We start from the raw sequence: 18,040 nt of genomic DNA, 5'->3' as shown, positions 1-18,040 counted from the left end.
CGCCACCCGGCCGCTCCGCGCGGCCACGGCCGGTGGGCCGCACCCCCGCCCGGGTGCGGCCCACCGGCCTTCGCACGTCCACCGGCTTTCGCACGTCCACCGGCTTTCGCACGCCCCCCGGCCCCCGTGCGCCCGGCAGCTCGCGTACCCCATTGCCCGGCCGTGTGCCGCGCGCACATACTGGGCGGGCGACGACGCAGGCCACGCACGACGGGGGAGCAGCATGACCGAGAACACCGGCGGCCGGTCCGGCACGGCCCTGGCCGAGGAGCCGGTCCGCACGGTCATGGTCGAGGTGGAGGACCTGCACCGCTCGTACGGGAGCGGGGCGGCGGCGGTGCACGCGCTGAGGGGCGTCTCGTTCCAGATCCCGCGCGGTGAGCTGGTCGCCCTCAAGGGCCGCTCCGGCTCCGGCAAGACCACCCTGCTCAACCTGGTCGGCGGCCTCGACACCCCGGACGGCGGCCGGATCACCGTCGACGGCACCGAGCTGTCCGGCCTCGGCGAGAAGGGCCTGCTGGAGCTGCGCCGCGACCGGATCGGCTTCATCTTCCAGTCCTTCGGCCTCATCCCGATCCTGACCGCCGCCGAGAACGTCGGCGTACCCCTGCGGCTGCGCAAGGCCGACCCGGCCGAGCGCGAGGAGCGGGTCGCCCTGCTGCTCTCCCTCGTCGGCCTCGCCGACCACGCCGAGCAGCGCCCCGGCGAGCTCTCCGGCGGCCAGCAGCAGCGCGTCGCCATCGCCCGCGCCCTCGCCAACCGGCCCGCGCTCCTGATCGCCGACGAGCCCACCGGGCAGCTCGACGCCGAGACCGGGCTCGCCGTGATGGAGCTGCTCCGCGCGGTCGTCCGCAGCGAGAACGTCACCGCCCTCGTCGCCACCCACGACCCCCAGCTGCTGGGCCTGGCCGACCGGGTCCTGGAGCTGAGCGACGGCCACATCGTCGAACAGGGCTGACCCGACGCCGGCCCCGCCCTCCCCGGCCACCCACGGCCGTCCCGCTCCGCCTCACCCCCGGTGACCTGCCCGTTCCCCACCCGACGCGCATCAGAGTTCCGTCAATTCGCGCCTCATCGGCACTCCCGGCACCGAACGGCCGGCTCCGGCGGAGTAGCGTCGAGGCGGCAGCCGCACCCGGCGCGCCACCGGCCGCCGGAACGACGGGGCCGGACGGAAGAAGACAATGGGGCCATGGGACGCGGCACACTCCGGATCTACCTGGGCGCGGCACCGGGCGTCGGCAAGACGTACGCGATGCTGTCCGAGGCGCACCGCCGGGTCGAGCGCGGCACCGACTGCGTGGTGGCCTTCGTGGAGCACCACGGCCGGCCGCGTACCGAGGTGCTGCTGCACGGGCTGGAGCAGGTCCGGCGCAGCGAGATCGGCTACCGCTCCGCCGTCTTCACCGAGATGGACGTCGACGCCGTCCTGGAGCGCGCCCCCACCGTCGCCCTGGTGGACGAGCTGGCCCACACCAACGTCCCCGGCTCCCGCAACGCCAAGCGCTGGCAGGACGTCGAGGAGCTCCTGAAGGCCGGGATCGACGTCATATCCACGGTCAACATCCAGCACCTGGAGTCGCTCGGCGACGTCGTCGAGTCGATCACCGGAGTCCGGCAGCGCGAGACCGTCCCCGACGAGGTGGTCCGCCGGGCCGACCAGATCGAACTGGTCGACATGTCGCCCCAGGCGCTGCGCCGCCGGATGGCGCACGGCAACATCTACCAGCCCGACAAGATGGACGCCGCCCTCTCGAACTACTTCCGCCCCGGCAACCTCACGGCCCTGCGCGAGCTGGCCCTGCTCTGGGTCGCGGACCGGGTCGACGAGTACCTCCAGCAGTACCGGGGCGAGCACAACATCCGCACCACCTGGCAGGCCCGCGAACGCATCGTCGTCGGGCTGACCGGCGGGCCCGAGGGCCGCACCCTCATCCGCCGCGCCGCCCGGATGGCGGCCAAGGGCTCCGGCAGCGAGATCCTCGCCGTCTACATCGCCCGCAGCGACGGCCTGACCTCCGCGTCCCCGAAGGAGCTGACGGTCCAGCGCACCCTGGTGGAGGACCTGGGCGGCAGCTTCCACCACGTCATCGGCGACGACATACCCGCGGCCCTGCTGGAGTTCGCCCGGGGCGTCAACGCCACCCAGATCGTGCTGGGCTCCAGCCGCCGCAAGGCCTGGCAGTACGTGTACGGGCCCGGGGTGGGCGCGACCGTCGCCCGCGAGTCGGGCCCCGACCTCGACGTCCACATCGTCACCCACGAGGAGGTCGCCAAGGGCCGCGGCCTGCCCATCGCCCGGGGCGCCCGGCTCGGCCGGGCCCGGATCATCTGGGGCTGGCTCGTCGGCGTGGTCGGCCCCGTCCTGCTCGCGGTGGTGCTGCGCTCCATGGAGGACGCCCCCGGCCTCGCCAACGACGTCCTCCTCTTCCTCTTCCTGACGGTCGCCGCCGCCCTGCTCGGCGGACTGAGGCCCGCGCTGGCCTCGGCCGCCGTGGGGTGCATGCTCCTGAACTACTGGTTCACCCCGCCCACCCACACCTGGACCGTGCAGGACCCGGAGAACCTGGTCGCCATCGGGATCTTCTTCGCGGTGGCGGTCGCGGTCTCCTCCGTGGTGGACCTCGCCGCCCGGCGCACCCATCAGGCCGCCCGGCTGCGCGCCGAGTCGGAGATCCTCTCCTTCCTCGCCGGCAGCGTGCTGCGCGGCGAGACCGCCCTGGACGCCCTGCTGGAGCGGGTCCGGGAGACCTTCGCCATGGAGTCCGTCGCGCTGCTGGAGCGCAAGAGCGACGTGGAGCCGTGGAGCTGCGCCGGCTCCGTCGGCCCGGCCCCGGTCGCCCGCCCCGACGACGCCGACGTGGACATGCCGGTCGGCGACAACCTGGCCCTCGCGCTCTCCGGCCGGGTGCTGCCCGCCGAGGACCGCCGGGTGCTCGGCGCGTTCGCGGCCCAGGCCGCCGTCGTCCTGGACCGCCAGCGGCTGGTCGGGGAGGCCGAGCAGGCCCGCCGGCTGGCCGAGGGCAACCGGATCAGGACCGCCCTGCTCGCCGCCGTCAGCCACGACCTGCGCACCCCGCTGGCCGCCATCAAGGCCGCCGTCAGCTCGCTGCGCTCCGACGACGTCGCCTGGTCGGAGGAGGACGAGGCGGAGCTGCTGGAGGGCATCGAGGACGGCGCCGACCGGCTGGACCACCTCGTCGGCAACCTGCTCGACATGTCCCGCCTCCAGACCGGCACCGTGAGGCCGCTGATCCGCGAGATCGACCTCGACGAGGTGGTCCCGATGGCGCTCGGCGGCGTCCCCGAGGGCAGCGTCGAGCTCGACATCCCCGAGACGCTGCCGATGGTGGCCGTCGACCCCGGGCTCCTGGAACGCGTCGTCGCCAACCTCGTGGAGAACGCCGTCAAGTACCACCCGGGCCGGGAGCCGGTGGCGGTGGCCGCCAGCGCCCTCGGCAGCCGGGTCGAGCTGCGGGTGGTGGACCGGGGCCGGGGCGTCCCCGACGAGGCCAAGGACCGGATCTTCGAACCCTTCCAGCGGTACGGGGACGCCCCGCGCGGCTCCGGAGTGGGGCTCGGCCTCGCCGTCTCCCGGGGCTTCGCCGAGGCCATGGGCGGCACGCTGGACGCCGAGGACACCCCCGGCGGTGGCCTGACCATGGTCCTCACCCTCGCCGCGGCGGCGGCGGGCGGCGGGGGGGCCGACGCCGAACCGCCGGCCCGGGTGACGTCGTGACGCGCCCCCGAGGACCGGCGTGCGCCGGAGCGTACGCAGCGCGGCCCTGTGGTCCGGGGAGTGCCGGGGCGTACGTGGCGCTGCCGCGTGGACCGGGGCTGCCCGGGAGGCACGCCGCCCGGCCTCGGCCCCGTGCCCTTCCCGGTCCGTCCGGGCGCGACCCCTCCCCGTACGTCCCCCCGTACACCGAAGCCCCCTCCCCCTCCCCGTGCAGCAGAGCTCTTGCTCCCTCCCCGTGCAGCAGAAAGGCAGGTCCGCGATGACCCGGGTGCTTGTGGTCGACGACGAGCCGCAGATCGTCCGCGCCCTCGTGATCAACCTGAAGGCCCGGCGGTACGAGGTCGACGCCGCGCCCGACGGGGCGACCGCCCTCCAGCTCGCCGCCGCCCGCCACCCCGACGTCGTCCTCCTCGACCTCGGACTGCCCGACATGGACGGGGTCGAGGTGATCAAGGGGCTGCGCGGCTGGACCCGGGTTCCGATCCTGGTCCTCTCCGCACGCCACACCTCCGACGAGAAGGTGGAGGCCCTGGACGCCGGGGCGGACGACTACGTCACCAAGCCGTTCGGGATGGACGAGCTGCTGGCCCGGCTGCGCGCCTCGGTGCGCCGGGCCGAACCGGTCGGCCAGGAGGGCGGCGCCGAGGACATCGCCGTGGTCGAGACGCCCGGCTTCACCGTCGACCTGGCGGCGAAGAAGGTGCACCGGGGCGGCCGCGACGTACGCCTCACCCCCACCGAATGGCACCTGCTGGAGGTCCTCGTCCGCAACAGCGGCCGCCTGGTCAGCCAGAAGCAGCTCCTCCAGGAGGTCTGGGGCCCGTCCTACGGCACCGAGACCAACTACCTGCGGGTCTACATGGCCCAGCTGCGCCGCAAGCTGGAGGCGGACCCCTCGCACCCCCGCCACTTCGTCACCGAGCCGGGCATGGGCTACCGGTTCGAACGCGGCTGACGTACTTCGAACCCCTCGCCGAGCGGGCCCGCGGCCGTGGCGCCAGGCGCCCCGGCACCGCTCCTCCGCGTGGTCGCCCCGGCCCGCCGTGCACCGGACTCCGGACCGGTACCCTTCGGGTATGAGTGCTGTTCCCCGATCCGAGAAAGCCGGGAAGGCCGGGAAGGCGGCGAGACCTTCCGGCCGCTTCCGCCGTATGCTCGACCGGCTCTCCAGCTCCCAGGAGGACCTGGAGTCCGAGGAGTTGCGGGAGGACGCGCAGGCCACCGGGTGCACCCGGATCTCCGAGTGCTCCGACCGCCAGATCGTGAAGGTGGCCGGTACGTTGCGGACGGTCACCCTCCGCCCCCGGGCCGGCGTCCCCGCCCTGGAGGCGGAGCTCTTCGACGGCACCGAACCCCTGGACGTGGTCTGGCTCGGCCGCCGTGCCATCGTCGGGATAGAACCCGGCCGCCGGATCATCGCCTCGGGACGGGTCGCCATGAGCCACGGCCGCCGGGTGCTGTTCAACCCCACATACGAACTCCGACCGCTCGGCAAGGAGTAGCCGGTGACGTCTCTCGACAAGCCGACGTCCGACACGGACCAGCCCCACCGCACCGACCCGCAGCCCACCGGCGGGAGGCACGCCGCCCAGCAGGACGCGGAGACGCGGACCGTCACCGAGGCCGCTCTCTTCGAGGCGTTCGGCGGGGTGCGCGGGATGGTGGAGACAGTCCTCCCCGGGCTGCTCTTCGTCACGATCTTCACGGTCAACAAGGACCTGCACATCTCGGCCATCGCGGCCCTCGCCGTGTCCCTGGCCCTCGTCGCCGTCCGGCTGATCCGCCGGGACACCGTGAAGCACGCCTTCAGCGGCGTCTTCGGGGTGGCCTTCGGCGTCGTCTTCGCGATGATGACGGGCAACGCCAAGGACTTCTATCTGCCGGGCATGCTCTACACCCTGGGCCTCGCGGTCGCCTACATCGCCACCGCCGCCGCCGGGGTGCCGCTGATCGGTCTGATCCTCGGTCCGGTCTTCAAGGAGAACCTCTCCTGGCGGACCCGCAACCCGGGCCGGAAGAAGGCGTACACCCAGGCCAGTTACGCGTGGGGCTTCATCCTGCTGGCCAAGTGCGCGATCCTCTTCCCGCTCTACTGGTGGGCCGACACCACCCAGTTCGGCTGGGTGCTCATCGCCCTCAAGATCCCGCCGTTCCTGCTCGCCGTCTACCTGACCTGGGTCTTCCTCGCGAAGGCGCCGGCGCCCATCGACGTCTTCGCCGAGATGGAGGCCGAGGAGCAGGCCGAGAAGGAGCGCAAGGCCGCCGCCGCCCGCGACCCGGAAGCCTGACCGGTACCAGCCGGACAGCCGCTTCCGCGCGTCCGGCCCGTACGCCCGGGGCACGCGACGCCCTGGCCGTGGGGGCCGTCCGCGTCCGCCCCGTACGCCGGCGGCCGACGCGGCGTTCGCGAGCACGTGGTGAAAGGGGCCCGGGACCGCTGAGCGGTCCCGGGCCCCTTTCGCAGGACGCAGACGGTTCGGCCCTCCGGCCGTCCGGCGGGTCAGTCCTCCGACGACCCCGGGCCGTTCCGGACCGACAGCAGGTCCTCCAGCTGCTCCTCGCGCGCCTGGGCGGCCACGAACAGCAGCTCGTCCCCGGCCTCCAGCGTCTCCTCGGGGCTCGGGGTCAGCACCCGCGTACCCCGGATGATCGTCACCAACGAGGTGTCCTCGGGCCAGGCGACGTCACCGACCAGGGTGCCGGCCAGCGCCGACTCGGGCGGCAGCGTCAGCTCGACCAGGTTGGCGTCGCCGTGGCTGAAGCGCAGCAACCGGACCAGATCGCCGACGCTCACCGCCTCCTCGACCAGGGCCGACATCAGCCGCGGCGTCGAGACGGCGACGTCCACACCCCACGACTCGTTGAACAGCCACTCGTTCTTCGGGTTGTTCACCCGGGCCACCACGCGCGGCACGCCGTACTCGGTCTTGGCGAGCAGCGAGACGACCAGGTTCACCTTGTCGTCCCCGGTCGCGGCGATCACCACGTTGCAGCGCTGCAGCGCCGCCTCGTCCAGCGACGTGATCTCACAGGCGTCCGCGAGCAGCCACTCGGCCATCGGAACCCGTTCCACCGAGATGGCGGTCGGCGCCTTGTCGATCAGCAGCACCTCGTGACCGTTCTCCAGCAGCTCGGCGGCGATGGAGCGGCCCACCGCCCCCGCCCCGGCAATCGACACACGCATCAGTGACCGTCCTCCTCAGGACCCTGGGCGAACGCCGCCTCGACCTTGGCGATCTCGTCCGTACGCATCATCACGTGGACGAGGTCGCCCTCCTGCAGGACGGTCTGCGAGGTCGGCAGTATGGCCTCGCCCAACCGGGTCAGGAAGGCCACCCGGACCCCCGTCTCCTCCTGGAGCGTGCTGATCCGGTGGCCGATCCAGGACGGCGTCGTGTGCACCTCCGCGAGCTGCACCCCCCCGCTCGGATCGCGCCACAGGGGCTCCGCGCCCGAGGGCAGCAGCCTCCGCAGCATCTGGTCCGCCGTCCAGCGCACCGTCGCCACGGTGGGGATGCCGAGACGCTGGTAGACCTCGGCGCGCCGGGGGTCGTAGATCCGCGCCGCGACGTTCTCGATGGAGAACATCTCGCGGGCCACCCGGGCCGCGATGATGTTGGAGTTGTCGCCGCTGCTGACGGCGGCGAACGCCCCGGCGTCCTCGATGCCCGCCTCGCGGAGCGTGTCCTGGTCGAAGCCGACGCCGGTGACCCGGCGGCCTCCGAATCCGGACCCGAGGCGACGGAACGACGTGGGGTCCTGGTCGATCACCGCGACGGTGTGCCCCTGCTGTTCCAGGGTCTGTGCGAGAGCGGCTCCGACGCGCCCGCAGCCCATGATGACGATGTGCACTGTGCGCCTACCCCGCCGTCCTGGTCATCCGGCTGACCTGCGAAAACACGCTGCTCACACTTCTCTCTCGGCTTGCTGGGCAAACAACGGGGCGCACACCCGCGGTGTGGCCCGGGGACGAGCTTAAGCGCCGGGGGAGCCGACGCCTCATCCGCGTCTCCCCGTCGCCCTCCGCACCGGTAAAGGAAAAGCAAAAAAGGGCGCACGAACGCAAGGATCGCGTTAAAGAATGGCAAGTCGTTCTCGGCCGACCGCAGGAGATTGCGGGGGCGCGTCGAAAGGGCGTGCGTTTCGGCCGTCGGCTCCGTTTACGATCCTCAGCGTGTCCAAACTGACCGACGTGCCCAAACGGATCCTGATCGGCCGGGCGCTGCGCAGCGACAAGCTCGGGGAGACCCTTCTCCCCAAGCGCATCGCCCTGCCCGTCTTCGCGTCCGACCCGTTGTCCTCGGTGGCGTACGCACCGGGAGAAGTCCTCCTCGTGCTCTCCATCGCGGGGGTGTCGGCCTACCACTTCAGCCCCTGGATCGCGGTGGCGGTCGTCGTCCTGATGTTCACGGTCGTCGCCTCCTACCGGCAGAACGTCCGGGCCTACCCCAGCGGGGGCGGCGACTACGAGGTCGCGACCACCAACCTCGGCCCGAAGGCCGGGCTGACCGTCGCCAGCGCCCTGCTCGTGGACTACGTCCTCACCGTCGCCGTGTCGATCTCCTCCGGCGTCGAGAACCTGGGCTCCGCGGTCCCGTTCGTCGTCGAGAACAAGACGGCCTGCGCCATCGGCGCCATCGTCCTGCTCACCCTGATGAACCTGCGCGGAGTGAAGGAGTCGGGAAAACTCTTCGCCATCCCCACCTATCTCTTCGTGGCCGGCGTCTTTCTCATGATCCTGTGGGGCAGTTTCCGAGGACTGGTCCTCGGTGAGGCGATGCACGCCCCCACCTCCGACCTGGAGATCAAGCCCGAGCACCAGGGAATGGCCGGTTTCGCGCTTCTCTTCCTCCTGCTGCGGGCCTTCTCCTCCGGCTGCGCCGCCCTCACGGGGGTCGAGGCGATCAGCAACGGGGTGCCGGCCTTCCGCAAGCCGAAGAGCAGGAACGCCGCGACCACGCTGGCGCTGATGGGCCTGCTCGCCGTCACCATGTTCTGCGGCATCATCGGCCTCGCCCTGGCCACCGACGTCAAGATGGCCGAGCACCCGGCGGTCGACCTGATCCGCGACGGCGTCCCGGTCGGCGCGGACTTCACCCAGGACCCCGTCATCGCCCAGGTCGCCGAGGCGGTCTTCGGCCACGGATCGTTCCTCTTCATGGTCCTCGCCGCCGCCACCGCCCTGGTCCTCTTCCTCGCCGCGAACACCGCCTACAACGGCTTCCCCCTGCTCGGCTCGATCCTCGCCCAGGACCGCTACCTGCCGCGCCAGCTGCACACCCGCGGCGACCGCCTCGCCTTCTCCAACGGCATCGTGCTGCTGGCCGGCGCGGCGATCCTGCTCGTCTGGATCTACGGAGCCGACTCCACGAAGCTGATCCAGCTGTACATCGTCGGGGTGTTCGTCTCCTTCACGCTCAGCCAGACCGGCATGGTGCGGCACTGGAACCGCCTCCTGACCGACGAACGGGACCAGGCCAAGCGCCGCCACATGGTCCGCTCCCGCGCCATCAACGCCTTCGGAGCCTTCTTCTGCGGCGTGGTCCTGGTGATCGTCCTCGCCACCAAGTTCACCCACGGCGCGTGGGTGGCGCTGCTGGGGATGGTCATCTTCTACGGCACGATGACCGCGATCCGGAAGCACTACGACCGGGTCGCCGCGGAGATCGCCGCCGACGAGACCCCCGCGGACGAGAGCGCTCGCCCCTCCCGCGTCCACGCCATCGTCCTCGTCTCCAAGCTCCACCGCCCCACCCTGCGCGCCCTCGCCTACGCCCAGCTGGTCCGCGCCGACCACCTGGAGGCGCTCTCCATCAGCGTCGACCCGGACGAGACGCGGGCGCTGCGCGAGGACTGGGAACGCCGCGGCATCAACGTCCCCCTCAAGATCCTCGACTCGCCCTACCGCGAGGTGACCCGCCCGGTCATCGAGTACGTCAAGGGGCTGCGCCGCCAGAGCCCGCGCGACGTGATCAGCGTCTACATCCCCGAGTACGTGGTCGGCCACTGGTACGAGCACCTGCTGCACAACCAGAGCGCCCTGCGCCTCAAGGGCCGCCTGCTCTTCACCCCGGGCGTCATGGTGACCTCCGTCCCGTACCAGCTCCAGTCCTCCGAGGCCGCGAAGAAGCGGGCCCGCAGGCGCGCCGACTGGAACGCCCCGGGTTCGGTCCGCCGGGGCCCGGTGGAACGCCGCCACAAGGACCCGCATCGCAAGGAGCAGAACGGCAAGGGGCGGGGCGGCAAAGGGTGAGCGGGCCGGCACCGGACGCGGTCCCGGGGGCTGAGCGCTGTCCCGAAGGGGGAGAGGCGGCGGGCCCGCCCGCCCTGGTCGGCGGCTCGACCGCGTCCGCGTAGACTGGTGGGCTGTTGTCCGGCCCGCGGGCCGGACCGTTCACCCCCTTCCTCCAGGAGCCTCCCCTCATGCAGAACGAACCCACGTCGTCGCTGGTCGGGGAGGAGTACGAGGTCGAGGTCGGTCCCGTGGCGCACGGAGGCCACTGCATCGCCCGCACCGCGGAGAACCAGGTCCTCTTCGTACGCCACACGCTCCCGGGCGAGAAGATCATCGCCAAGGTCACCGAGGGCGACACGGACTCCCGCTTCCTGCGGGCCGACGCGGTACGCATCCTCGAACCGTCCAAGGACCGGGTCGAGGCGCCCTGCCCGTACGCCGGCCCCGGCAAGTGCGGCGGTTGCGACTGGCAGCACGCCAAGCCCGGGGCGCAGCGCCGCCTCAAGGGCGAGGTGATCGCCGAGCAGTTGCAGCGCTTGGCGGGCCTGACCCCCGAGGAGGCCGGCTGGGACGGCACGGTCATGCCGGCCGAGGGCGACAAGCTTCCCCCGGGGGAGGTTCCGGCCTGGCGCACGCGCGTCCAGTACGCCGTCGACGCGGACGGCCGCGTGGGCCTGCGCAAGCACCGCTCGCACGACGTCGAGCCGATCGACCGCTGCCTGATCGCCGCGCCCGGCGTCTCGGAGCTCGGCGTCGAGAAGCGCGAGTGGCCGCAGATCGCCGCTGTAGAGGCCATCACCGCCACCGGCTCGAACGACCGCCAGGTCATCCTCACCCCGAAGCCCGGCGGCCGGCTCCCCCTGGTGGAGCTGGACAAGCCGGTCTCCGTGCTCCGCGTCGACGAGAAGGACGGCGGCGTCCACCGCGTCCACGGCCGCGCCTTCGTCCGCGAGCGCGCCGACGACCGCACCTACCGCGTCGGCTCCGGAGGCTTCTGGCAGGTCCACCCGCAGGCCGCCAACACCCTGGTCCGCGCGGTCATGCAGGGGCTGCTGCCCCGCAAGAGCGACACGGCGCTCGACCTCTACTGCGGCGTCGGCCTGTTCGCCGGAGCCATCGGCCAGCGCATCGGCGAGAAGGGCGCGGTCCTCGGCATCGAGTCCGGCAAGCGCGCGGTGGAGGACGCCCGCCACAACCTGAAGGACCTCGACCGCGTCCGCATCGAACACGGCAAGGTCGACCAGGTCCTGCCCCGCACGGGCATCACCGAGTGCGACCTGATCGTCCTGGACCCGCCCCGCGCGGGCGCGGGCAAGCAGGTCGTGAAGCACCTGTCCACCCTGGGCGCCCGTCGCATCGCCTACGTCGCGTGCGACCCGGCGGCCCTGGCCCGCGACCTCGCGTACTTCGCGGAGGGCGGGTACAAGGTGCGGACGCTGCGGGCGTTCGACCTGTTTCCGATGACGCATCACGTGGAGTGCGTCGCCATCCTCGAACCGGCCGCGAAGGGATCCTGACCTGCAGGTTTGGGTCGTGTGCGCTATGTGCATTGTGGGCGTTACGGGCGATATCTTGACGCTGAAATGACGCTCTCAGAGGCATCGTGACGCTCATTTGGCGCTCGTTCTGATGGGCCGTCAGGCGCGTTGCCCTGCTGATCAGGTGGCCTCCTGACTGCGCGGGTGTGGCAAGGCGCCGGGAATTTCGCGGTGCTGAGCGATCCTGCTCAGCCACCTGCGCGGAGTGCCAGTAGGTTCTTCGTCTGCTGGCAGTACGGAGATTGTGCTGCGCTGACCAGCAGAAACGTTGTCTGCGCCTCTTGCTTTCCTGAGTCCGGCCCGCGTATGGCCCTGATCTTGGTCGCGGTCGTCGGCTCTGTGCGGAAAGGGTTCAGGTGGGCCTTGCTGGACCCAGTGGACTACGTCATGAAGTTGTCTACCTGGTGGCGCTGACCTGCATCGATGCGGCTGTGCCCACCTCTGACCTGCGCGGACAAGTCTTTCCGCGTCTTTCCGGATCGTGCTGCGTTACGCGGTCGATCCGCCCCACGCGCTCCCCGGGACCGTCGATACTCCCCAGATCCTCTCCAGGAAGTGCCGTTGCGGCGGGTCGTGGTGGCAGGGGCGGAGGCGCTGCCCAAGGGCGCGCTGGGTGACTGCCTGCGAGGGCAGGGCAGAAGCCTGGCGACGAGCCATGATCATGCACCTACCGACTGCACGCAGGTCCGGCAACCTGTCGAGGTTGCCGGGCCTCGTCTCGCTGCTCGGGCTGGGACGTCGGCGAAGAGCGAAGGGATCATTGGCCTACTGTGCCAGCGGCCACCGAATCGCCCGGGGGCTCGGTTCATACCCGTTCTGACGCTTGTGGCGGTGCGGACGCGGACTCATCCCCACGGGCGGGTTGGGTTACCAGTGTGGAGATGTGCTGGGTGAGAGTGTTGGCGTTCATAGGGCATGCCTCGACGATCACAGTCCACCCCTGGCTCTCGCGCGTGGCGTAGGGTTTCCCTGCCTCGGAGATGAGAGACCGTGCGCGGGTGATGACGATGCCATGGCGTGCTCTGGAGGCCATGACGAGGACGACCTGAGCTGCCCCGAGTTTCGTAGAGTCCGATCTTGTTTCATTCAGGCGGACTCGGAATTTGCTCGTGGCTCCGCCAGAAGGCTTCTTCGTGCTCGACCGGCGGAACGTAGTCGAGCGCGGAGTGAAGACGCTCCTCGTTGTACCAGGTGATCCACTGGAAGATCGTCCGCTCTACCTGGTCGACGTCCTTCCAGGGGTCCTGCATCTCGATCAGCTCGGCCTTGAAGGTGCCGTTCAGAGCCCCGGCCATCGCGTTGTCGTAGCTGTCCGCGACGGAGCCGACCGACGCGTAGGCGCCGATCTCAGAGAGCCGGTCGGCATACCGAATTGATACGTATTGCGACCCGCGGTCGCTGTGATGTATCAGCCCGGAGTCCTTCTTGATCCGACGTCGCCACAGCTCCATCTCCAGGGCGTCCAAGGGGAGTTCTGTCCGCATGTGGTTCGCGATCTGCCAGCCGACAATCATCCGCGAGTACACGTCCAGGACGAACGCCACATACGCCCACCCCGACCAGGTGCGGACATAGGGCATGTCCGCGTCCCACAGCTGGCCGGGTCGCGAGGCGGTGAAGTCGCGGTCGACCAGGTCCGGCGGACGCGGCGCCGACGGCTCCGGAACCGTGGTCCGGCGCCGCCGGCCACGGATGACGCCTTCCAGGCCGGGCTCGGCCATCAGCCGCTCGACGGTGCAGCGGGCCACCTCGACGCCCTTACGCCCGAGGGCCCGCGTGATCCGGCGGGCGCCGTAGGTGCCGCCCGACTCGGCATGGACCTCTTCGACCAGCGGCATGAGCTGTTCGTCGCGGAGCCGGCGGGCGGACTTGGGCCGCTTCTTGCGGGTGTAGTACGTCGACGGCGACGGCTCCAGCACCCGCAGACGGGATCGACCCCGAGACCTCTGTGACGCAGATGGTCGATCACCTGCTCGGCCTCGTCCGGGGACGGTCGATCTCCTGGGCAAAAAACACCGATGCGGCTTTCAGGATCTCGTTCGCCCGCCTCAACTCCGCATTCTCGCTGCGAAGTTGCTTCAGCTCGTCGAGCTCGGCGGTGGTGAGCCGGTCGTCCCGCTCGCCGCGGTCGGCCTCGGCCCGGCGGACCCAGCCACGCAGGGCCTCCTTGTGGATGCCGAGGTCCTTCGCGACGTGGGTGATCGGGCGGCCGGTGGTGCGGACCTCACGGATCGCGCGCTCGCGCAGTTCATCCGGGTACTTATGTGGTGCTGCCATGGTGCTGGTGGTTCTCCTTCGCCAGGGCCGTAACCCTGGCATCAGGGACTCCACAAATCTCAGTACAGCTCACCGCCCACTGGGCGGTCTCCCGGTCCGGATAGGAGGCGGATCGGGTCAGCACGGGGCATCCTCTCAAATTGCCTCGCCAGGAGCCGAGCTCCCAGGGGTGGCAGACGGGTCAGTAGTCGGCGAAGTTCCAGAACATGCCCACCTCGGTGTCCGAGACGACGATCAGGCCGTAGTCCTCCGAGTACACGCTCAGCGGGCTGTACGCCCAGCCCGACGATGTGAAGTCGAGCGTGCCGCTCACGTGACCGGGCTTGTTGACGTTGGTGTGGAAACTGGCGGAGTCCCCGTAGCGCGTGAGGATCGTGCGCGCCATCGCCCGAAGCTCCGTCTCGCTTTCGGCGAAGCGACTCAGGTTGGACAGGGTGCAGCCGTCGTCGGTAAGGGCGAGGAGCAGGTTCTCGGCGCTGTCTCGATCGATCTCCTGGAGGCGGCTCGCGATGTACTCCGGCGGGTGGGTGACGAAGGGGTAGGTGGGGGACGCCTCGCGCTCCGAGTTCTGAGCCGCGTCATCGAGACCGGTCCAACCGCGGGGGTCCGGGGCCCGTGCCATCAGAGCGAGGACGTCGAGGACCCAGTTCTCGTGGCGACGCGGGCCCGTGGCGTCGTACGGGCACGCGTCCTCGTACAAGTGGCGTACCGCGGCTTCCCAGGACGTCTGGTCGACGGACATGTGGTGCTGGCCTTTCTCGGCTTTCGCTAGGACTTGGAGGGCATCGACGTCATGACAGTGAACGGAGGGTTGCGGCTGCTGTCGTAGCGGATACGCGTGTCGACACCGCTCACGTCGTACGCCTTGGCGTTCAAACCGCCCTGCTTGTACCCGGACAGAGGGTCGTTGGGGTCCACCGGCTGCTTACTCACGCTGCGGCCACTGGTCTCGCCGCTGGGCACCGTGTCGTAGAACGACTTGACGTCGCCGTTGGAGGCCGGCGGAGGCCCCTTGATCCATGCCTCGATCGCCTCCGCATGGGCCTGGGCCAGGAGCGAGGGTTCTGCGGCAGCGGCCCGGCGTCGTCCCGCGCCGGTACGACCGCGGTCCCCCGCTCCGCCGTGAAGGCGGAGCGGTAGACGCTCCAGAGTTCCGCGGGCGAGCTGTTGGGACCACGCCGGGTACGCCACGGCTGGTGCTGACGAAGGGCGCGTTCAACGATCCTGGAAGAGCAACCTTGGCGGCTGAGAGGCACCATCCTGTCCGCCCTGTCCGGCCCTGGCGACGCTGCTGCACGAGGGCGGCGGCGTAAGGATCACTCGGTGTTCTTCTGGAGGAGGCAGTCGTAGCCCAGTTGCAGGGTGTCGGCCACCGCGAGGGCCGTCAGACCTCCCGTGACCGTCCGCGTGGCACGCGGCCACAGCAGATGGGCGCCGGTGAAGGTGGTCGTCAGCCAGACGCTCAGGCAGAACGGGCAGGTCACCAGCTCTCCCACGGTCGACCTGACACCACCTCCGCGAGGACTTTCCTTGACTTCCGCGGGGCCCGACACCTCCTCGTACCGAGTGAACGGTGCTCGGAGCGGGCTGGTGACCGAACCCTTGGTGAGCAGCCGTCCGAGTCGGAAGACGGCGGCTGCGGTCACCAGCAGGTCCAGCGGTTGGTGGTGGTCCGGAAGACGGTTCCTTCGCATGGCTACCGCGGCGCCCCAGACGCCGGTGTAGGCGGTGAAAGCGGCCAGGGAACCGAGGTGCCCGGCGAGTTGATGCTCCTTCGGCGGCGCATAGGACCTGTTCACGCGGTGGAAGGCCTCCTCGGCCCTCCGCAGGAGAGCACCTTTTCGGCGCACGGTCTTCTTCATGGCGGGTACCTCCGGGACGTGGGGGTCGGGGGATCGCCCCCCGGGGAGGAGGGCCTTCTCATCCGGTGAGAGTGCCTCTTATTCACTCCGGTATGCCTTGTCGCAGCCGTCGCAGCCGTTCCGGGCGGGGAAGCGGGTCAGAGGCTGAGCAGGGTCGTGGAGGTCGGGTCGCTGTCGGGTCGCGCCCCCTCCACCACCGTGGACGCTCACGCGGTGGTCACGGAGGGCTCCCTGCCGGATCAGCGGGCCGCTCACCCGTACGGCTGTGCGCAGGGGCCCGCCCCTGGGGGACGCCCCCGCAGGCCCAGGGCCGCCGGCGTCTACGCATCGTCGTCGTCACCCTCGGTTTCCCTGTCCCCTTCGGCCTGCGAGGGCGTCGTACGTCCGGGGTCCGCGGCCCGGTGCTCCGCAGCCTGGGCGGTTTCGTCGTCCGGGCGCTCGCCCTCGGCCTGGGACGGTGTCTTCTCCTGCATGAGTCTGCTCTCTTCCTTGTTCTGGGGGGGCTGCCGCGCCCCCCCGCGTGCATGTGAGGAGTGCCCGTTTTGGTCTGTGATAGACGTTTCTTCGGTGACCGTCTTCCCGCCTGCGTCTCAGGACGGGGCGGCGGGGTGCGCGCCCGTCGGCGGCCGGCGTTCGCCCGTCGGCGCGCCGGCCGATCGCCGCGGTTGCTCTCTCGCCGGGTCGGCACCATGAAGGGGCGTCCGGACGGACGTGCCGACGCAGTCGGCGGCTTCGCCCCGTTTGCTCTCCGGTTCGCGGGGCAGGGCGACCGTGGGAGGCGATGGCCTTGTCGGCTGATAAGAACTCGTTGAAGCTGTGCCAAGTGGTGCTCGACAGCACCGAGCCCAGGGAACTCGCGGAGTTCTACCGCGTGTTGCTCGGCTTGGTCTACCGCCCCGGGGACGAGCCGCCCCAGGCGGGGGAGGCCGATGAGGCGGGACGGGACTGGCTGGTCCTGCGCACCGCGGACGGTGCGCCCCGCATGGCGTTCCAACACGTCGACCGGCTGGCGGCGCCGACCTGGCCCGAAGGGACCGTGCCCCAGCAGATGCACCTCGATCTGAGCGTCCCCTCCGTCGAGGACCTCCAGGCGCAGCACGAACGGGTTCTCGCCCTCCACGGCCGTCTGCTCTTCGACCACGGGAAAGGACCCGGCGAGTCCTTCCGGGTCTACGCCGACCCGTCGGGCCACCCCTTCTGCATCTTCGTCTCCTGACCGGACTCCCACGGCGGCAACGGGCGCGAGTGCGTGCGTGTCCGGTACCGGCGCCGTTCACACGGTGCGGAGGAGTCGGCGCTGTTCTTCGTCCCAGTCGATCCCCGCCATCTCGTGACCGAGCGGAACGGCGGCGAGGGTGCGGGTGAGCCAGTGGTGGACGGGGGCGCGGTGCACCGCGAGGAGGGCGTGGCGTTCCTGGAGCCCCAGACGCAGGAACAAGGTGGTGTCGGCCTGGTCCTCCTCGGAGGGCCAGATCATCACTTCGCCCTGGCCCGCGATCTCGCACATGCCCGCGAGGAGGAGGTCGCGGGAGAAGCTCCACCGGGCCAGGGTTCCGGTCGGGCCGTGGAACGTGAACTCCACCGCCAGAGGGTCATCGCGTTCGTAGCGGAGTTCCACGAGCACGGGCACCCGGTCTTCGTCGCTCACGTGGAGGAGCGCGGGAACCCACGTCGGAGGGGCGGCAGGCTCACCGGAGCCGTCGACTGCTGCTGTCCTCAAGGAGTCTCCCGACCGGTTTCGGATGGAGCGGCCGAAGCCGGCCCGCAGGGTCCGGTCCGCGGGTGCGGGGCGGCCGAGCAACGTGCCGAGGCGGTCCAGCCGTCGGCGGAGTACGCGGAGGGAGAGCATCGATTTCCCGGATGAAGAGTAGGTGGATTCCCGGAGGGAGAGGGGAGAACAGCCGCTTCCTGACCGTTGAGCACCCCGCTGGTACCCGCCTTCGGACGCCCTACTCACCCGGACGGCCCTCCTCGCTCCGTACGCTCAGGGCGTCGCGCGAACGGGCCCGGGGGCTTGCGGGCGGCCAGAGCCGCGCGCCGGGTCCGGCCCCGCCCGTCCGGGGACCGTGGAGCTCGACGTGGACCAGGATGCGGACGGCGCCGACCACCGAGGCCCGGTCCCCCCGGTGCCCTCGCCTTCCGCGGGGCCGATGCCCCTTCCGACGGCCGCCGCGGAAGGGCTCGCCGACACGGTCGCGCGTAGCGGGAACGGGGAGCTGAGCTTCCCGCTGCCGGGCTCCGGACGTACCGCCGAGCGGTTCGCAGCCCTGCGTTCCGTCGCCGAGACCGGTCTGAGCACGGCCCGCCCGGTCGAGGGGCATGTGGACGCCACAGCCGTCCTCGCCGAGCTGGGCGCGCCGCCGCCGGGCCCGGGGGAGCGGTGGGGAGT

At 70.9% G+C, this 18,040-nt stretch carries 15 protein-coding genes and 1 pseudogene; 8 read left to right on the top strand and 8 right to left on the bottom strand.

Going from position 1 to position 18,040, the window contains the following annotated elements; all coding sequences use genetic code 11:
* Window positions 1-223 precede the first annotated feature (223 nt).
* From ACH4K1_RS06840 to ACH4K1_RS06820, 5 genes are all read left to right on the top strand, one after another.
* Window positions 224-958, top strand: a complete 735-nt coding sequence (locus ACH4K1_RS06840; protein WP_398087293.1) for an ABC transporter ATP-binding protein — start codon at window positions 224-226, stop codon at window positions 956-958.
* A gap of 234 nt (window positions 959-1,192) precedes the next feature.
* Window positions 1,193-3,739: a DUF4118 domain-containing protein gene (locus ACH4K1_RS06835; RefSeq protein WP_398087291.1), complete on the top strand. Its 2,547-nt coding sequence runs from the start codon at window positions 1,193-1,195 to the stop codon at window positions 3,737-3,739.
* Between the two features lie 259 nt (window positions 3,740-3,998).
* Window positions 3,999-4,694, top strand: a complete 696-nt coding sequence (locus ACH4K1_RS06830; protein WP_398087290.1) for a response regulator — start codon at window positions 3,999-4,001, stop codon at window positions 4,692-4,694.
* A gap of 121 nt (window positions 4,695-4,815) precedes the next feature.
* A complete protein-coding gene (locus ACH4K1_RS06825; protein WP_199876411.1) occupies window positions 4,816-5,241 on the top strand; it encodes an OB-fold nucleic acid binding domain-containing protein in 426 nt (141 codons plus the stop codon).
* Between the two features lie 3 nt (window positions 5,242-5,244).
* Complete coding sequence (locus ACH4K1_RS06820; RefSeq protein ID WP_398087288.1) at window positions 5,245-6,027, top strand: DUF3159 domain-containing protein; 783 nt, start codon at window positions 5,245-5,247, stop codon at window positions 6,025-6,027.
* 212 nt (window positions 6,028-6,239) lie between these two features.
* On the opposite strand, the gene ACH4K1_RS06815 is transcribed toward ACH4K1_RS06820, so the two are convergent.
* Window positions 6,240-6,923 (bottom strand): potassium channel family protein, encoded by a 684-nt coding sequence (locus ACH4K1_RS06815; protein ID WP_398087286.1) that lies wholly within the window; start codon window positions 6,921-6,923, stop codon window positions 6,240-6,242.
* Window positions 6,923-7,591 carry a TrkA family potassium uptake protein gene (locus ACH4K1_RS06810; RefSeq protein WP_073767397.1) on the bottom strand — a complete coding sequence of 223 codons (669 nt, stop codon included), beginning with the start codon at window positions 7,589-7,591 and terminating at the stop codon, window positions 6,923-6,925. The genes ACH4K1_RS06815 and ACH4K1_RS06810 overlap by 1 nt, the downstream gene beginning before the upstream one ends.
* Before the next feature lie 322 nt (window positions 7,592-7,913).
* Between ACH4K1_RS06810 and ACH4K1_RS06805 the strand changes: the two genes are divergently transcribed.
* Together ACH4K1_RS06805 and ACH4K1_RS06800 are read left to right on the top strand one after the other, a co-directional pair.
* Complete coding sequence (locus tag ACH4K1_RS06805; protein WP_398087284.1) at window positions 7,914-9,992, top strand: APC family permease; 2,079 nt, start codon at window positions 7,914-7,916, stop codon at window positions 9,990-9,992.
* A gap of 170 nt (window positions 9,993-10,162) precedes the next feature.
* Window positions 10,163-11,491 (top strand): class I SAM-dependent RNA methyltransferase, encoded by a 1,329-nt coding sequence (locus ACH4K1_RS06800; protein ID WP_398087283.1) that lies wholly within the window; start codon window positions 10,163-10,165, stop codon window positions 11,489-11,491.
* Window positions 11,492-12,594: 1,103 nt separating this feature from the next.
* On the opposite strand, the pseudogene ACH4K1_RS06795 reads toward ACH4K1_RS06800, so the two are convergent.
* The 5 genes and pseudogenes from ACH4K1_RS06795 to ACH4K1_RS06775 all read right to left on the bottom strand — a co-directional run bounded on the left by ACH4K1_RS06795 (window position 12,595) and on the right by ACH4K1_RS06775 (window position 16,124).
* A pseudogene (locus ACH4K1_RS06795) lies at window positions 12,595-13,789 on the bottom strand (IS3 family transposase).
* A gap of 181 nt (window positions 13,790-13,970) precedes the next feature.
* Entirely contained in the window at window positions 13,971-14,531 is a 561-nt protein-coding gene (locus ACH4K1_RS06790; RefSeq protein ID WP_398087282.1) for a hypothetical protein, read from the bottom strand.
* Window positions 14,532-14,557: 26 nt separating this feature from the next.
* Entirely contained in the window at window positions 14,558-14,980 is a 423-nt protein-coding gene (locus tag ACH4K1_RS06785) for a hypothetical protein (protein ID WP_398087281.1), read from the bottom strand.
* A gap of 125 nt (window positions 14,981-15,105) precedes the next feature.
* A complete protein-coding gene (locus ACH4K1_RS06780) occupies window positions 15,106-15,588 on the bottom strand; it encodes a DUF1360 domain-containing protein (protein ID WP_398087279.1) in 483 nt (160 codons plus the stop codon).
* A gap of 383 nt (window positions 15,589-15,971) precedes the next feature.
* Window positions 15,972-16,124 carry a hypothetical protein gene (locus ACH4K1_RS06775; protein ID WP_398087277.1) on the bottom strand — a complete coding sequence of 51 codons (153 nt, stop codon included), beginning with the start codon at window positions 16,122-16,124 and terminating at the stop codon, window positions 15,972-15,974.
* A 350-nt stretch (window positions 16,125-16,474) separates the two neighbouring features.
* Here ACH4K1_RS06775 and ACH4K1_RS06770 point away from each other — a divergent pair, with 350 nt between their 5' ends.
* Window positions 16,475-16,867, top strand: coding sequence for a VOC family protein (locus tag ACH4K1_RS06770; RefSeq protein ID WP_398087276.1), 393 nt, complete (start codon window positions 16,475-16,477; stop codon window positions 16,865-16,867).
* Between the two features lie 57 nt (window positions 16,868-16,924).
* Here the strand turns inward: ACH4K1_RS06770 and ACH4K1_RS06765 are convergent, their stop codons facing one another.
* Entirely contained in the window at window positions 16,925-17,299 is a 375-nt protein-coding gene (locus tag ACH4K1_RS06765; RefSeq protein WP_398087275.1) for an SsgA family sporulation/cell division regulator, read from the bottom strand.
* Between the last annotated feature and the right edge of the window lie 741 nt (window positions 17,300-18,040).

It is taken from the genome of Streptomyces sp. NPDC017448 (assembly GCF_044330565.1).
Classification (GTDB): domain Bacteria; phylum Actinomycetota; class Actinomycetes; order Streptomycetales; family Streptomycetaceae; genus Streptomyces.
This window is presented reverse-complemented; position numbering and strand designations above follow the sequence as displayed.

What these genes read in the sequence shown, in the direction of transcription:
- ACH4K1_RS06840 (WP_398087293.1), top strand. Translation starts at nt 224, where the DNA reads ATGACCGAGAACACCGGCGGCCGGTCCGGCACGGCCCTGGCCGAGGAG.
- ACH4K1_RS06835 (WP_398087291.1), top strand. Translation starts at nt 1,193, where the DNA reads ATGGGACGCGGCACACTCCGGATCTACCTGGGCGCGGCACCGGGCGTC.
- ACH4K1_RS06830 (WP_398087290.1), top strand. Translation starts at nt 3,999, where the DNA reads ATGACCCGGGTGCTTGTGGTCGACGACGAGCCGCAGATCGTCCGCGCC.
- ACH4K1_RS06825 (WP_199876411.1), top strand. Translation starts at nt 4,816, where the DNA reads ATGAGTGCTGTTCCCCGATCCGAGAAAGCCGGGAAGGCCGGGAAGGCG.
- ACH4K1_RS06815 (WP_398087286.1), bottom strand. Translation starts at nt 6,923, where the DNA reads ATGCGTGTGTCGATTGCCGGGGCGGGGGCGGTGGGCCGCTCCATCGCC.
- ACH4K1_RS06800 (WP_398087283.1), top strand. Translation starts at nt 10,163, where the DNA reads ATGCAGAACGAACCCACGTCGTCGCTGGTCGGGGAGGAGTACGAGGTC.
- ACH4K1_RS06790 (WP_398087282.1), bottom strand. Translation starts at nt 14,531, where the DNA reads ATGTCCGTCGACCAGACGTCCTGGGAAGCCGCGGTACGCCACTTGTAC.
- ACH4K1_RS06775 (WP_398087277.1), bottom strand. Translation starts at nt 16,124, where the DNA reads ATGCAGGAGAAGACACCGTCCCAGGCCGAGGGCGAGCGCCCGGACGAC.